Below are 15,107 nucleotides of genomic sequence, written 5' to 3'. Positions count from 1 at the left end.
TGACCTGCATATATCGCGTCCGTTAGGGAGTCGGAGGTTGGTATTGTCGGCGGCGCCCAGTATTGGTGGCTATACGCAATAGTGGCTAAGGCCGGGTCAGTCGATGCCGAGAATCTTATGGAGCTGAACGCTCAGCCGCCATTTGGGATGATTCATACAATACTCCATCGCTAACTGAGTATTCTGGCGCTTCTGTTCGTCATTACCTTCCCGAACCAGAGGATTGGCCATGGGAGAAAGGTAATAACGACCAGCGATAATATCAGAGAAACGCTCCGGCGGAGCCTCGGGTTGCGGGTAGACCAGCTTGAGCTCGTCGCACTCTGTGATCACGACTTCCGCCCGGCCTTTGGGGCTGACGCATAACCAGTCGATTCCCGCTGGAGCGGGCAGGGTGCCGTTGGTTTCCACGGCGACTTCGAAACCTCTGGCATGGAAGGCCGCGATCAAGGGGGCATCCAACTGCAGCAGTGGCTCGCCGCCGGTACAGACGACAAAGCGGTTATCTTGCTCTGACGGCCAGAATGCGAGGATATGATCCGCCAGCTCTTCCGCTGTCGCGAACTTACCGCCATTTTGGCCGTCCACGCCGTTAAAGTCTGTGTCGCAGAAGTTGCAAACGGCCCCGGCGCGGTCCTTTTCTCGACCTGTCCACAGATTGCATTTGCTGAAGCGACAGAACACGGCGGGGCGCCCTTGGTGCGCCCCTTCCCCTTGCAGGGTATAGAAAGCTTCTTTTACCCGGTACATACAGACTCGTACGCCAGGGGGTCGGTCGCATCATTCTTTTCAAAGGCTTCCAGGCGCTCAACGCAGGAACCGCACTTGCCGCAGGCTTTTTCGCGACCGTTATAGCAGGTCCAGGTCTGACCGTAGTCCAGGCCTAACGTCAGGCCTCTGCGCAGAATTTCAATTTTGGTTTCGTACAGGTACGGGGCGCGGACTTCCACTGGCTCATAATTGGCGAGCTTGGACGCTTCCCCCATGATTTCCACGAATGCCGGGCGGCAGTCCGGATAGATGGCGTGATCGCCGCCATGAGCGCCGTAATAGACGGCTTCGGCTTTGAGAGACACGGCGTAACCAATCGCCAGAGACAGCAGAATCATATTGCGATTAGGCACTACGGTGGATTTCATGTTCTCTTCTTCATAGTGCCCTTCCGGCACCTGAATATCGTCAGTCAGAGAAGAGCCGGCCAGCAGAGAATTGATGGCGGTGATATCAATGATCTTATGGGCGACATTCAGGTTTTCACATACCTGTCTGGCGCAGACCAGCTCTTTGCTGTGTCGCTGTCCATAGTTGAAAGAGAGGGCGAAAACTTCTTTACCTTCCGCCACTAACTCGTTGAGAAGAGTGAATGAGTCCATACCGCCGGAAAAAATGGCGACGGCGCGATTTGGAATAAGAGACGTATCAGACTGATTCATTGCCTACCGCTTGTGAGAGAACAAAAGCGCATTATACCGCGGGCTATAGTGGCTGTCGTCCGTTCATGCCCTGATCCGGGCGTCGTAAAAGCGGCAAATTGGGGAAAATCTGCTATACAGAAAAGAAGGGCCGGCGTCCCGAGATGCGCCGCGCCCCGGCGTCGTGTTATCGCGATCTCCGCTCCCGGGCGAGAGAAGTACCAAGGGGGAACGCCTATGAGTCCGGTTCAGCTAGCCCTGTTGGGTCAGATTTTCGCAGTTGTGCTTTGTCTGGTCGCCGCATTGGCGATGCTGGGATTGGGGGCCAAGCGAATGCGCCGCCAGCCGATCAAAATCAAGGCGGAAGAAAAGCGACGTCGCCGTCAAAGCGGTATGTTTCTCGTCGGGGCGCTGGCTTGGGGCGGTCTGGCTTATTTGCAAACGCCGGAGCGCAGTAACTGGGAGATGGCGGCGCAAGCGGAGGATTGGCCCAGCCTGCTTAATATGATGCCCGCCGCTGCGGCTGGTATTCCTCCACAGTTCAGCGACCCTTCCACCGAAGACAGCGCGCTGATTACGGCGCGGGCGGCCAGTCTGGCGGAGGAGATGCTGCTGTTTCCAGATAACCCTGATTTTGTCAGCCTGCGCAACTATCTCGCCAGTGAGCTGGTGCAGTCTGAGCAATTTGACCGCTATCCCGATCCGGTGTTGATAGACCTTTCCCGTCGCGCAGATAAGGCCGCCATCAAGTACATCGCGGATGAGCGTCCTGGGATACTTACGGTCATTTACTATACCTCCGGCGCTAAAGATCAGAGTATGCTTGTCTACTGGCCTGAAGTAGCCGGCGACCAAATAATATACACGCCCATATCGGGAGCGTCGGCTAAAGCCGCAGTCATACTGCTGGAAAAGGAACTTGCCGAGGCCGGAGCGGGATAGGCGCTCCGCCGTGTTTAAGATCGACGTCCTCCGCATCGGTCCGCTCGCCACAAGGCGAGATGTTGAAGTGGCCGGTACAGGCGCCCCGTCTTGCGACAGGGGAGAGTGGCGGATACGTCGCCGCACAGAGGATGCCGTGAGGAGTATGTGAAAAACGAACCGAATATGTCCTTTGAGACAATGGCTTCGCAGATAGAAGCATTACAAGAACAACCCTGCTTTATCGACTTTGAAGCATCAAGTCTGGATCTGATTTGCAGTTATCCGATTGAAGTGGGCGTTTGTCTGCCGGATGGCGCCATTCATAGTTGGTTGCTGCGTCCTGCGCCCCTGTGGACGGACTGGTCTGAAGAAGCCTGCGCCATTCACGGCATCACCCGGCAGCAGTTGCAGGAGGAAGGCGTCAATATCGTCGATGTGGCGCATGCGCTCAATGAATTGCTTCCCGAACATGTCTATTGCGACGCCTGGACCTTTGACAGCTTTTGGCTACATCGCCTGTTCAGAGCCGCTAAGCTACAACCTGCCTTTAAACTGGAATCCATCGCCTCACTTCTGGCGCCGCAGCAGGTGAATAACTGGGCGGATACGCGCCGTCGCGCCATTGAGACATTAGGCGTGGAAACCCACCGCGCCGCCAATGATGCGCAGATTCTCTATACAACCTGGAAAATGGTCATCGAACAAAGCCAGTGATCTGAGCGGCGGGCGCAAAAAAAGCGGGAGACTGCTTGCGCCTGCAGTAACCCGCTCAGGAGAGCACTTTTGTGCTTACATTAAGGAAATGCAAGAGGGTATGGAGTGCGTTGGGAGTCCAACGTTCCCGTGTCGTTTAAACCCTACAATTGACACACTAAAAAGTATGGTTCAGCCCCCCCGCTTTTACTGTAGGTGAATACCGAGGCCCTGATTTACCTAGGTTTTACGTTAGATGACGCCCTTCTCAACCGCCTGTAATCCCTGCGCCAAAGCCTTTTGCGTTTGCTCCCTCAACCAGATGTGAGCAGGCTCGCGATCCGTCGATCTGTGCCAGTAGAGATAAGTCTCTAATGGGTTTAGCGTCAAAGGAAAAGGCGCGACCTGTAAAGGAATAGTTTGCGTTAGGCGCCGCGCCACCTGTTCCGGCGCACACAGGATCAAATCGCTGCTGGCTGCTGTTAGCGCCGCGCCGTAGAAGTTGGGCGTGCGCAGCCCCAACTTTCGCTGCAGTCCGTGCCGGGATAACTGGATGTCTTCATAACCCGGGCCATGCTCGCGGGAGGAAACCTGCACATGAGGCCAACGCAACATCTCCGCCAGACTCCATTCCTCAGTCAGGGCGGGATGGTCTTTGCGCAACAGACAGGTCAAACGATCTTCAAACAACTTTTCGTGACAGATACTGTCGTCGTGACTGATTAATACGTCGGCGGCCAGATCAATGCGGCCGCTGGCCAGATCATGAAGGATTTGCTCACGGGGTGAGCGCAGACAGTTAAAGACCACTTTCGGGGCGATCGCCCGGCAATTCCTGATCAGCACCGGCAAGAGCAACACATCGAACAGGTCCCGTACACACAGTCTGAAACTGGTCTCCAATTGCGCGGGAGCGAACTCCTGGCCTTGCTGCAGGCCGCGTTGTAACTGATTTAGCGCCTGTCTCACCGTGCCGATTAATTGATGAGCGTAAGGGGTTGGCGTCATGCCGCGGGATGAGCGGATGAACAGCTCGTCGCCAAGCGCTTCCCGCAGACGGTTGAGAGCATGGCTCACGGCTGGTTGAGTTAAATGCAACACTTCCGAAGCGCGTGTGATGCCGCCTTCGCTGTAGATAGCGTCGAACACGACGAACAAGTTCAGGTCGATACGATTGATATGCACAATTTTTATATTTATCTATTTCTATTATTCATTTGTTTAATTATATGGCGGTGTCTATGGTTTAGCCATTAACGCAAGCGCTTGCAGCGCGACAGACGAAGCGCGCTAAAACGCTCGTCTGTACTGACTAAATCTGACTTTGAGGTGAGCAATGGAATTCGATCATTCACCGCGCGCCGCCAGCTATATTCAGCGAGTTCGTGAGTTTATTCGCGAGCGAATATTGCCAGCGGAGCAAGAGTATTACGCCCATCTGGCCGAACCCGGACAGGCCTGGACTCAACCGCCGATCATGGACATCTTAAAAGCGGAAGCGAAGAAGGAAGGTTTGTGGAACCTGTTTCTACCGGAAGAGGAATACGGCCCCGGACTCAGCACGCTGGAATACGCCCCGCTGGCGGAGGAAATGGGATGGTCGTTTATTGCGCCTGAGGTTTTTAACTGTAATGCGCCGGACACCGGCAACATGGAGGTATTGGTGCGCTATGGTTCTCATGAGCAGCAGGACGTCTGGCTAAAGCCTCTGCTGGCGGGAGAGATTCGCTCTGCGTTCGCCATGACGGAAAAAGAAGTCGCTTCTTCCGACGCCACCAACATGCAGGCGACCATTGTCGTTGAAGGGGATGAGGTGGTGGTGAACGGCCGCAAATGGTGGACCTCTAACGCCGGCCATCCCCGCTGTGAGTTCTTTATCTTTATGGGCGTCACCAATCCTGACGCCGATCGTCACCAGCGTCACTCGATGGTTATCGTGCCGCGTAACACGCCGGGTGTGAATGTGAAGCGCATGCTGCCGGTCTTCGGTCAGTTGGATGAACCCTACGGTCATGGCGAAGTCCATTTCGAAAACGTGCGCGTTCCCTTAGCCAATATCATTGCTGGTCCCGGGCGAGGGTTTGAAATCGCCCAGGGGCGGTTGGGGCCGGGCCGCATTCACCACTGCATGCGCGCTATTGGTGCGGCGGAGAGGGCGTTACAGCTCATGTGCGAGCGGTCGTTGAGCCGTGTTGCTTTTGGTAAGCCACTGGCGAAGCTGGGAGGGAACGCGGACATTATCGCCAACGCGCGTATGGATATTGAAATGGCCCGCCTGCTCACGCTACAGGCGGCGTATAAAATGGATAAGTACGGCGTGTTTGCGGCGATGAGCGACATCTCACAGATCAAGGTGGTGGCGCCGAATTTGTGTCAGCGTATCGTGGACCAGGCGATTCAGATGCACGGCGGCGCTGGCGTCTCCGATGATTTTCCGCTGACGGCGCTGTTTGGGTATGCGCGAGTGCTACGCTTGGCGGATGGTCCTGATGAAGTGCATCGGGCCTTGATCGCCAAGTATGAGCTTAAGAAATATCAACAATGAACCAGGGGAAGGGATATGCATCGATTTCCTGAAAAGCGCGTCGCGATAACCGGCGCCGCCAGCGGGTTGGGGTTGGCCACCGCACGGCATTTTCTAAGCCGGGGGTGGCGCGTGGCTTTCGCGGATGTTCAGGATGATACAGGGAGCGCGATAGTGGAGTCGTTGGGGCTCCCCGAAAATCGCGTTTTCTATCAGCACGTGGACGTCACCAAGGTGCGGGATATACAAGCCTGGCGGCGCAAGATCGTCGAACTTTGGGGCGGTCTGGATATCCTGGTCAACAATGCTGGCGTCGCCGCCCATGGCGGCATCGGCGAAGCCCCGCTGGAAGACTGGGAATGGGTCATTGATATTGATCTTATGGGGGTCGTGCGGGGCTGCAAGGAATTTGCGCCCTTATTCAAACGACAGCGCTCCGGCCAGATTGTTAATATCGCCTCTATGGCGGGACTGGTGCATGCGCCGGAAATGGGCTCGTATAACGCCGCCAAAGCTGGCGTCGTGGCGCTTACTGAAACGCTGATTGGCGAGCTGTCGCCCTTTGGCGTTGGCGTTAATGTTGTTTGTCCCGGTTTCTTTTCTACGGGGCTGGCCAACACTGCGAGATCTCCCAGCCCCAATCTTAAAGAAACCATGGAGAAGCTGTTTGCAGGCTCCAAACTGAGTGCGGCGGATGTGGCGGAACGGCTATATGATGGCGTGGAAAAACAGCAATTCTATATCCTGCCTCACGCTAACTATCGCCTGCTATGGTGGTTGAAACGGTATGCGCCGGCGGTGTACCTGCGCAGTATGAAAACCCTGGGGCGTCGCTTCCTGGCGAAAAAGCAGGAGTGTGAAAACGGCCAGGAAGAGGCTGACAATGGACGGGCGCTAGGATGAGCGATAGCACTTATACGGATAGCGCTGGCGTAGTGCGCGCAGGCGAAGAACTCAATGCATCAGTCATAGACGCCTTTCTTAAGCAGCATATTTCCAGCCTGCAAGGTGTACCGCAAGTAAAACAGTTCCCGGGCGGGGCTTCCAACCTGACCTATCTGCTGCAATACCCTGAGCGGGAGTTTGTGTTGCGACGCCCGCCATTCGGGCGTAAGGCTAAGTCCGCTCATGATATGGGACGGGAATATCAGGTGATGCAGGGATTGCGGGAGCTGTATCCCTATGTGCCCGCCATGGTGGCATTCTGTGAGGATGAGAGCCTTATCGGCGGCGAGTTTTATGTCATGGAGCGCCTTAGTGGCGTCATTCTGCGAGGCGATCCGCCGGCGGGGCTGAGCTTCAGCGAATCGGATCAACGCGCTTTATGTCGCAATATGGTGGATCGTCTGGTGGAACTGCATCAGGTGGATTGGGCGAGTACATCTCTTAAAGTCTTGTTGAAAGAAGGCGATTACGTCGAAAGGCAGATTGACGGCTGGTGTGACCGCTATCGACGCGCAAGGACGGACGACGCGCCGGATTTTGAAGAAGTGATGAGCTGGCTGCAGCAGCACAGGCCTAAGCAGATCCAGCAATGTCTGGTGCATAACGACTATCGCTTCGATAACCTGGTTCTCGACGCCGACAACCTGATGAACATTATCGGGGTGCTGGACTGGGAAATGGCCACCATTGGCGACCCGCTGATGGACCTGGGCAACAGTCTGGCGTATTGGGTGCAGCGGGACGACCCGGCGCCGCTGCATATGCTGCGGCGTCAGCCTACGCACTTGCCGGGAATGATGAGCCGCGCGGAGATTGTCGAGTATTACCTGCAGCGCGCCGGTCTCAGCATCCCAGGCTTCGATTTTTATGAGGTGTACGGCATGTTCCGACTGGTCGTCATCATCCAGCAGATTTATTACCGCTTCTACCACGGCCAGACCCAGGACCAGCGTTTCGCCGGTTTCATTCAGGCCGTGCAGTATCTGGACGGTTATTTACGGGACAAAATTCATGCCTCATCTTTGTCCTGACTTTGACTGCTCGCCCATGCCTGAGCTTGAACGAGAGGACGACTGATGGGCGCGGTCTATTTGATTCGTCACGGGCAAGCCAGCTTCGGGAGCAATGACTATGATCAGTTGTCGGAATTGGGGCGCGCCCAGGCGGAGAGACTGGGAGCCTACCTGATTACCAAAGGCTTGCGTCTGGATGCATGGCGAAGTGGTCTGCTACGTCGTCAGATCGACACGGCGTCAATGGTTCTTAACGCGATGGCGGATAAGGCGGAAGTGATGCGTAGCCATGGCTTCAATGAGTTCGACCATGCTGCAGTGCTGGCCAGGGTGATGCCTGAGTTGGCGCAGAAAGATGCTGAAGTGGCGGCCTTTGTGAGCGGAGAGTTGGACCGTCGGAGAAGCTTTCAGAAAGTATTTGAGAAAGTGATTGTGGCGTGGCTGCAGAAAGACGAGTGGGAGGGAATGGACTCTTGGCCTGTATTCAGCAACAGGGCTGTGCGCGCTTTTGAAGCCACGCTGGAGGAAGTCGGCGGTGGGCGCAATATCGCCATCGTCACTTCCGGCGGCGTTATAACGGCGATTCTGCAGAAGGTGCTTGGCCTGTCTTCCTCGGCGGCGTTCAATATGAACTGGTCCATCGTCAACGCTTCCGTCACCAAAATTATGTATAGCGGCGGCGGACGTCGCTCGCTGGCTTATTTCAATAATTACAGCTATTTGCAGAGCGGCAGTGATCGCAGTTACGTCACCTGGCGCTGAGCTGAAGCGAGTTTACAAGGTCTTATTATGAATAAAGATTTATTTCAGTTATCAGGACAAGTTGCGCTGGTCACAGGCGCGAGTCGTGGGATTGGCGAGTCCATCGCCAGAACATTAGCGCAGTATGGCGCGCATGTGATTGTGTCCAGTCGCAAAACAGAAGGGTGTGAATCTGTGGCCCAGTCTATCCGTGACGACGGCGGTTCCGCAGAGGCTATCGCCTGTCATATTGGCGAGATGGAGCAAATATCCTCGCTGTTTGACCAGATAAAAGAAAAGCACGGCAAGCTGGATATCCTGGTCAACAACGCCGCCACTAATCCTTATTTCGGCCATGTGCTGGAGACGGACCTGGGCGTATTTCAGAAGACCGTCGATGTGAACATTCGTGGTTATTTCTTTATGTCTGTCGAGGCGGGCAAACTGATGCGCGCCCACAAGAGCGGCAAGATTGTGAATGTAGCCTCGGTCAATGGCGTTATTCCGGGGCACTTCCAAGGCATCTATTCCATCACCAAGGCGGCGGTTATCAGCATGACCAAAACCTTCGCCAAGGAATGCGCCGGTATGGGGATTCGGGTGAATGCGTTATTGCCGGGTGGGACAGACACCAAGTTCGCCTCCGCGCTCACGCAGAACGAAGCGATTCGCAAACAATTGCTGCAACATGTGCCGATGAATCGTATTGCGGAACCGTCGGAAATGGCTGGCGCAGTGCTTTATTTAGTCAGCGACGCTGCTTCTTACACGACAGGGTCGGTGCTGGCGGTGGACGGGGGATACCTGGTTTCGTAAGCAGGGCCTGCACATATCAGGCCCTGTCTCCCGGGGCGAGCCGCCGCGCAGGCGCATGAACGCGCCCGAGTATTAACACGGCAATATCATTGCCATGTTAATCGCTGGCTCAGGATTCCGGGGGCTGTGTCTGAATGAATGACTCGCGTTTGAACAGCCGGTCTGCGTAATCCGCCAAATGAGGGTGGCTGTTACGCCATTCTGAGTCGCCAAAGCGGAAGTCGTACCATCCCAATACACAGCCAATAGCGATATCTGCGAGCGTTAGATGATCACTATACGCCCACTGCTTGCCGGCAGTGGCCTTTTCCAGCGCAGCAAGGCCTCGCTCCACTTTTTGCTCCTGTCGGGCGATCCATTCTGGACCCTGTCGCTCCGATGGACGCTTTTTCTCCAGAAAGATGGCGATGGCGGCTTCACAAACGCCGTCTGCGAGCGCCTCCAGCTGACGTACTCTGACTGCGTCGATAGACTTGATCGGAACCAGACGATGGCGGGTTTCCAGCGTTTCGACGTATTCAGCGATGACTGGCGAGTCGAACCAGATTTCACCGTGTTCATCGATCAAAACAGGCACCTTGCCCAAGGGATTGAACTTGGGCACGGAGGTGTCCGCGTTCCAGGGAATTTCCTCCAGCAGGGAAAACGGAAGCCCCTTTTCTAATAACTGTATGCGGATCTTTCTGACAAAAGGACTGGTAAGTGAACCGATGAGCTGCATATGCTTTCTCCGTTAACAACTCCCTATCGTTGAGGTTTTCTATAGTCAATAACTTAGACGGCTGACGTCAACTGTTTTGTTCACTGTAAAAAATACTGACGCTGAAATAAAAAACGCCGGCGGTTACCGGCGTTTATATGAAAAAAGCTTTGTTCTGTTTAGGCTGAGCGGCGACGGAATACCAGCAATCCGACCAAGGCGATGCCGAATAACGCCAGGCCTGCTGGCTCAGGGACTTCCCGGCGGTTGTAACTGCCATCGTGAGAGAATGGAGCAAACGCCGCTATCGGTTTTTTGCGGTCGAAGTCCAGCGCGTACAGGTCAAAGTGCAGCCCGGCCCCGGTATACCCTGAAACATTGAAGTCAAAGGCGTTGTAATACAGGTAGTCGCCAGCACCGCCATACAGGGCGAATCCATCCGGGTCGTCCTGAACGTTATAAGGCGTCGCCTTATTGCCCGTGTCGAAAGAGAATTCGACTTCGTAGTAGTAAGTGTCGTAAATACCGTGACCTGGCAGGTCAGCGCTGCCGCTGGACACTTCTACAGGAGGCGTGCCGTAAGTCATATCGTCGGTGATATCAATGGTGACGCCATTGACGACAATGCTGCCCAAGTCAGTCGGCGTCGATAGTTTTGGAGTGACGGCGATGCTGAGGCGAAAATCAAATAAACCCGCGTCTACGATACCTGTATCGGCTAAGGCATAAAGTGTAAAGGCGGTGGCGCTGGTTACCGAATCCTCGGACGCCATGTCATAGGTTCCATCCTCAATTCCAATTTGCAGCGCTGGAAGAGCGAATGCTCCGGTGGAGGCGAGCAGGGCAGAAGAAAAGACAATTGTTTTGAGTGAGGTTGTTGTTTGTTTCATGACTCTTGAGCCTGTACTGCGAGCGTGGTTAATGACAGGGTGGACTACATCAAAAAATAAGCAATGACCCCGCCATACTGGAACTTTATGAGTATGAACAGACACTAGCTGAGTTACGTGTTGTTACATATTCTTTGTGAATGTAAATTTTTGTGACACATCTTCTAAATGCAGTGTGGTTATTTTAACAGGGATCTTATCTGCCAGCGTTGAGCCGTAAGTGGCGTCCAGCCATGAACTTACTGAAAGGTTCACGCTGAAATGCTTGTTTTTGCTATGCTGAGCCCCCATCAAGCGGGAAGTTATTCCATTAAGGCACTTTTTCTCAATCTTGTAAGACTTAGGCGGAGATCATGGAGCGTTTTATTGAAAATTTGATGTATTCAGCGCGCTGGATACTGGCCCCGATTTATTTGGGCTTAAGCTTGGCCCTTTTGGCGCTGGGCGTGAAGTTCTTCCAGGAGATCTTCCATGTATTGCCAGTGATCTTCTCCATGAAAGAGGCGGATCTGGTGCTGGTGGTGTTGTCGCTGATTGACCTGGCTTTGGTTGGCGGTTTGCTGGTCATGGTGATGTTCAGCGGCTACGAAAACTTTGTTTCACAGTTGGATATTGCTGACGGGCAGGAAAAGCTTAGCTGGCTGGGCAAAGTGGATTCCGGCACCCTGAAAAATAAAGTGGCGGCTTCTATCGTCGCGATCTCCTCTATTCATCTGCTGAAAATATTCATGAACGCGGAGAATGTGGAGGAAACCTATTTATTCTGGTACGTGGTAATTCACATGACCTTTGTCGTGTCCGCATTTAGTATGGGGTATCTGGATAAGATCACCCGTAAGGATCACTAGCGTTCGCTGCTATCGAGCGCAGATTGACGACAAACTGAGAGATGCGCTTATTCTGAGAAAAACCGGGGCCTTTGAGCCCCGGTTTTCGTTTGCGTCTCAATGCAGTTTGAGGCGTGGACGAATGATCTTATTGATGCGCGCGGAAAACATGATCAGCGCGGTTTTGATGTAACCGTGCAAGGCGATCTGGTGCAGGCGATAAAGGGAAATATAGACGAAGCGGGCGATGCGGCCCTCTATCATCATAGATTTGCCCGTCAGGTTCCCCATCAAGTTGCCGACAGTGGAGTAGCGACTCAGAGACACCAGTGAACCGTGATCTTTATAGATATAAGACTTCAGTGGTTTATTGGCCAACAGATGGCGCAGGTTGGTATAGACATGGCTGGCCATTTGGTGAGCGGACTGCGCTCGCGGCGGCACTTTGGAGCCATTCGGTTGAGGACAGCTGGCGCAGTCGCCGATAGCGAAAATGCGGTCGTCCTTAGTGGCCTGCAGGCTGGGCAGCACCTCGACCTGATTGTTGCGAGTGGTTTCCAGGCCGTCGATGCCTTGCAGGAAATCCGGCGCCTTCACGCCCGCCGCCCAGACGCGCATGTCGGCGGTAATAAAGTCGCCGTCGCCGGTCTCGAAACCTTTGTCTGTGACCTTGGTGACTTTGGTGTCGGTTTTGATTTCGATGTTCAGCTTGCCCAGCTCTTCAACCACCGCGTTGGAGATTCGCGTTGGCAAAGCGGGCAGGACCCTGGGGCCGGCTTCGATAATGGTCACCTTCAGGTTCTCCGGCGCCAGCTTCAAGCCATAAGCGCTGAGTAATGCGGTGGTGTTATGCAGCTCCGCGGCGAGTTCCACGCCCGTGGCGCCGGCTCCGACGATGCCGATGTTCAGCACCACGGGTTTACCTTCAGAGGCTTGGTTGCTGAGGCGCAGATAAGTATTGATGAGGTTCTTGTGAAACAGGTCCGCCTGTTTGCGGCTGTCCAGGAAGGCGCAGTATTCGGCGGCGCCCGGCGTGCCGAAGTCATTGGTCTGACTGCCCAGAGCCAGCACCAGATAGTCGTAAGCGAGGGTTCTCTCTGGGCTGATTTCATCGCCGCGCGCATCGTGCATGGGCGCCAGGCTTATCGTGCGCGCCTGGCGATCCAGGCTGTGCATTTTGCCGAGATGAAAAGTAAAGCCGTGGTAGAAGGCGTGGGAACGGTAACTGATTTCGTCAATGCCGGAATCCATGGAGCCCGTGGCGACCTCATGTAATAACGGCTTCCATAAGTGGGTGGGATTGCAATCCACAAGGTGGACTTCCGCGCGCTTTTTCTTGCCTAGCGCGTTGCCCAGGCGGGTGACCAGTTCCAGCCCCCCTGCGCCGCCTCCGACGACAACTATCTTAGGTGTGCTCATAAAACAACTCCCCGAAATAGCTAGGGATTATAAGGGGAAACGCACAGGAAATCCCGGCTACATTTAAGAAAAACCGATGACTTGCATAGAGTGGAGTGTCGATGAAGTGCGTTCTGGGTTTCCGCCCTGTATAGCCAAAAAAGGGAGGGCATCCTGTCCGCCTGGATCAAGCGGGCGCGCCCTCCAAAAAGCAGGCCTGTAAAACGTACGTCTCGGCGTCGGTGAATCAGGGTCGGTCCATCACCTTCAGGAATCATGCTGAGACGTCCATTGGCGGCCGGCTTGCGTTGAATCAGCGTTGCAACCGAGAGCGACTCTTTTGGAGCCTGTCGCCCTGAATGCGCCGGCGAAATCGATCCGCCGCCTTGATCAGGACGCCTTAACGCTGCGTTTTCCCTCGAGTGCGGCAGTCTAGGGAGAAAAGCGCCCCCCTGCATCCGTAAAGGATACGGACATCGGAGGGGCGTCCTGACGGGAGTTTATTTTTATTCTGTCCCTTGGCGGGGCGTACCGGTGGGGTTATCCGGTAGCCTGCAACGGCTGATCCTGGTGGTTTGACTGATACTCGGTGATGTAACTGCCTCCCATCAACACGAGCGGTATGTGCAGTTTGTTGCGTATCAGCAAATCAAAGAACTTGATTTTGTTGGTGATGGAAAACTTGTTCTTGATGTTTTCCCGGTAAGTCTCCACCGTTCGTGGCGACAAACCCAGCACCTGGCTGCTTTCTTTCGCGGACAAACCGCATAGCCAGAGACCGATGGTCTGCGCTTCTCGGATGGAAATTGGAACGCCGCTCAGCCGCGCAAGCGACGGCAGCAGATCGTCTTCCGCGGGCGCGCCGCGGTACACAGTGGGGAGGTCATTTCCTTTTGTAACCATGGTAAGCACTTTTACGTCCTATCCTTACATCCATTACTGTTTAACATGTCCCTTTTTGGCGCCGTCCTTGATCGGGAATCATTCCCTATCTGCGCCCAGCGAGTGCTCTATAGTTATCTTATGATGCTAACTGATTAAAAAATAATGATTAATTTTCATTTTGTGTTGCCGTAAAGTAATCATGTTGTATTAAAGGGAAATTTTACATGACTAGGGAACAGCTACGCATATTCGCCGCCGTGGTGAGCGAAGGCGGGTTCAGGGCGGCGGCCAAAAAATTCTACCGCAGCCAATCCGCGATAAGCAAAACCATACGCGCGCTGGAGGAGGAGATTGGTTTCCAATTGTTCCAGCGTGATCGATACCGTCCCAAACTGACCGAAAAAGGGGAAGCGTTCTCCGGCAAAGTGAACGAACTTCTGCTGAAATTCTCCGATCTTGACTCTTACACCCGTGAATTAGCCATGGGATACGAGCCAGTCATCCGTGTCGCCGTTAATCATATTTGTCCGTTGGAGAAAGTGCTGCCGTCATTGCGTGAGTGCGCGACGCGCTACGCCAATACTCAGGTGGACTTTTACATTGAAACCCTGGAAGGCGCCATGCAGCGCCTGCAGGAAAACCATGCGGATATCGCCATTACTTACCAAGAGAGGGTGCACGCTTCTTTGGAAGCGTCTCCATTCAGCCAGATTGTATTGAAGGTGGTGGCGACGCCGGATTATCTCGCCAACCTGCTGCGTTGCGACAATGGCGAACCAGATCTATGCCGAAGCACCCAGATAGTGGTGGAGGACAGCGCCATCAAGCGCCTCGACGAACGCTATCTGCTGGTGGATAACGGCGGAAAGTGGGCGGTCAACGACCATAATCTGAAAAAACGCATGATTCTCGCCGGTCTGGGTTGGGGTCGATTGCCTTTGCATGAAATCAAAGAGGAGCTGGCCCAGGGGGCGCTGCTGCCGGTGCCCCATATCCCCTGTGACGCCACTGAAAAAGTGGATCTTTATGTGTTGCGCAAGCTGGAGAAGCCTCATGGCCCCGCCGTGCGCTTTTTGTGGGAAAGTCTTACCCGGGCGCCGCAAAGAGCTGGCCTGACGGAGCCAGTCGCTGCTATTTGAGAGAAATATGCCGGTAATGTCGGGGAAAATATAAGCATCTTCCCTGATAACCGTATTATTCGCGGATACTGACCAGCTGGGCCTGCTGCTAAGTTTTGCTGTGCACACCGGCCCGCCGCCCCTGATCAGGGGAGGGCATAAGCGGCAGGGCGGCGCGCAACAGGCAGTTGTCGCGCATCTATGGTCATGACCGCGTCCGG

Annotated in this window: 16 protein-coding genes; 9 read left to right on the top strand and 7 right to left on the bottom strand. The window is 54.5% G+C overall.

Translation table 11 applies throughout. From position 1 onward, the window contains the following. Positions 1-96: 96 nt before the first annotated feature. Both queE and queC read right to left on the bottom strand, forming a co-directional pair. On the bottom strand, positions 97-750 hold the full coding sequence (gene queE, locus AC2IBB_RS32965; protein WP_486330848.1) for a 7-carboxy-7-deazaguanine synthase: 654 nt from the start codon (positions 748-750) through the stop codon (positions 97-99). Next, complete coding sequence (gene queC / locus AC2IBB_RS32960; RefSeq protein WP_486330847.1) at positions 738-1,433, bottom strand: 7-cyano-7-deazaguanine synthase QueC; 696 nt, start codon at positions 1,431-1,433, stop codon at positions 738-740. Before queC ends, queE begins: the two co-directional genes overlap by 13 nt. A gap of 216 nt (positions 1,434-1,649) precedes the next feature. On the opposite strand from queC, the gene AC2IBB_RS32955 reads away from it, so the two are divergent. Together AC2IBB_RS32955 and AC2IBB_RS32950 are read left to right on the top strand one after the other, a co-directional pair. Beyond that, a complete protein-coding gene (locus tag AC2IBB_RS32955) occupies positions 1,650-2,354 on the top strand; it encodes a hypothetical protein (protein ID WP_486330846.1) in 705 nt (234 codons plus the stop codon). 165 nt (positions 2,355-2,519) lie between these two features. Continuing rightward, complete coding sequence (locus AC2IBB_RS32950; protein WP_486330845.1) at positions 2,520-3,050, top strand: 3'-5' exonuclease; 531 nt, start codon at positions 2,520-2,522, stop codon at positions 3,048-3,050. A 231-nt stretch (positions 3,051-3,281) separates the two neighbouring features. Here AC2IBB_RS32950 and AC2IBB_RS32945 read toward each other — a convergent pair whose 3' ends face one another. Beyond that, positions 3,282-4,214, bottom strand: a complete 933-nt coding sequence (locus tag AC2IBB_RS32945; protein ID WP_486330844.1) for a LysR family transcriptional regulator — start codon at positions 4,212-4,214, stop codon at positions 3,282-3,284. Positions 4,215-4,365: 151 nt separating this feature from the next. Here AC2IBB_RS32945 and AC2IBB_RS32940 point away from each other — a divergent pair, with 151 nt between their 5' ends. The 5 genes from AC2IBB_RS32940 to AC2IBB_RS32920 are packed head-to-tail and all read left to right on the top strand — an operon-like array spanning position 4,366 to position 9,068. Then, positions 4,366-5,574, top strand: coding sequence for an acyl-CoA dehydrogenase family protein (locus tag AC2IBB_RS32940; protein WP_486330843.1), 1,209 nt, complete (start codon positions 4,366-4,368; stop codon positions 5,572-5,574). A 15-nt stretch (positions 5,575-5,589) separates the two neighbouring features. Beyond that, a complete protein-coding gene (locus tag AC2IBB_RS32935; RefSeq protein ID WP_486330842.1) occupies positions 5,590-6,456 on the top strand; it encodes an SDR family oxidoreductase in 867 nt (288 codons plus the stop codon). Next, on the top strand, positions 6,453-7,529 hold the full coding sequence (locus AC2IBB_RS32930) for a phosphotransferase family protein (protein WP_486330841.1): 1,077 nt from the start codon (positions 6,453-6,455) through the stop codon (positions 7,527-7,529). Before AC2IBB_RS32935 ends, AC2IBB_RS32930 begins: the two co-directional genes overlap by 4 nt. Before the next feature lie 45 nt (positions 7,530-7,574). After that, complete coding sequence (locus AC2IBB_RS32925) at positions 7,575-8,273, top strand: histidine phosphatase family protein (protein ID WP_486330840.1); 699 nt, start codon at positions 7,575-7,577, stop codon at positions 8,271-8,273. A 27-nt stretch (positions 8,274-8,300) separates the two neighbouring features. After that, positions 8,301-9,068 carry an SDR family oxidoreductase gene (locus AC2IBB_RS32920; RefSeq protein ID WP_486330839.1) on the top strand — a complete coding sequence of 256 codons (768 nt, stop codon included), beginning with the start codon at positions 8,301-8,303 and terminating at the stop codon, positions 9,066-9,068. Between the two features lie 109 nt (positions 9,069-9,177). On the opposite strand, the gene AC2IBB_RS32915 is transcribed toward AC2IBB_RS32920, so the two are convergent. Together AC2IBB_RS32915 and AC2IBB_RS32910 are read right to left on the bottom strand one after the other, a co-directional pair. Further along, positions 9,178-9,789, bottom strand: coding sequence for a glutathione S-transferase (locus tag AC2IBB_RS32915; protein ID WP_486330838.1), 612 nt, complete (start codon positions 9,787-9,789; stop codon positions 9,178-9,180). 158 nt (positions 9,790-9,947) lie between these two features. Then, positions 9,948-10,658 (bottom strand): choice-of-anchor N protein, encoded by a 711-nt coding sequence (locus tag AC2IBB_RS32910; RefSeq protein WP_486330837.1) that lies wholly within the window; start codon positions 10,656-10,658, stop codon positions 9,948-9,950. 353 nt (positions 10,659-11,011) lie between these two features. On the opposite strand from AC2IBB_RS32910, the gene AC2IBB_RS32905 reads away from it, so the two are divergent. Further along, positions 11,012-11,506, top strand: a complete 495-nt coding sequence (locus tag AC2IBB_RS32905) for a TIGR00645 family protein (RefSeq protein WP_041600078.1) — start codon at positions 11,012-11,014, stop codon at positions 11,504-11,506. Positions 11,507-11,602: 96 nt separating this feature from the next. Here AC2IBB_RS32905 and AC2IBB_RS32900 read toward each other — a convergent pair whose 3' ends face one another. Together AC2IBB_RS32900 and AC2IBB_RS32895 are read right to left on the bottom strand one after the other, a co-directional pair. After that, the gene (locus AC2IBB_RS32900) at positions 11,603-12,904 is read right to left on the bottom strand and encodes an NAD(P)/FAD-dependent oxidoreductase (RefSeq protein WP_486330836.1); all 1,302 of its coding nucleotides are present in this window, start codon (positions 12,902-12,904) and stop codon (positions 11,603-11,605) included. A 519-nt stretch (positions 12,905-13,423) separates the two neighbouring features. After that, positions 13,424-13,786: a helix-turn-helix transcriptional regulator gene (locus AC2IBB_RS32895; RefSeq protein ID WP_083769846.1), complete on the bottom strand. Its 363-nt coding sequence runs from the start codon at positions 13,784-13,786 to the stop codon at positions 13,424-13,426. Between the two features lie 206 nt (positions 13,787-13,992). Here AC2IBB_RS32895 and AC2IBB_RS32890 point away from each other — a divergent pair, with 206 nt between their 5' ends. Continuing rightward, positions 13,993-14,907, top strand: coding sequence for a LysR family transcriptional regulator (locus AC2IBB_RS32890; protein ID WP_486330835.1), 915 nt, complete (start codon positions 13,993-13,995; stop codon positions 14,905-14,907). Positions 14,908-15,107 lie beyond the last annotated feature (200 nt).

The sequence above is a fragment of the Hahella sp. NS-SX17 genome (assembly GCF_057367735.1).
Note: the sequence above shows the minus strand (reverse complement) of the source record. Positions and strands in the feature narration are given on the sequence as shown.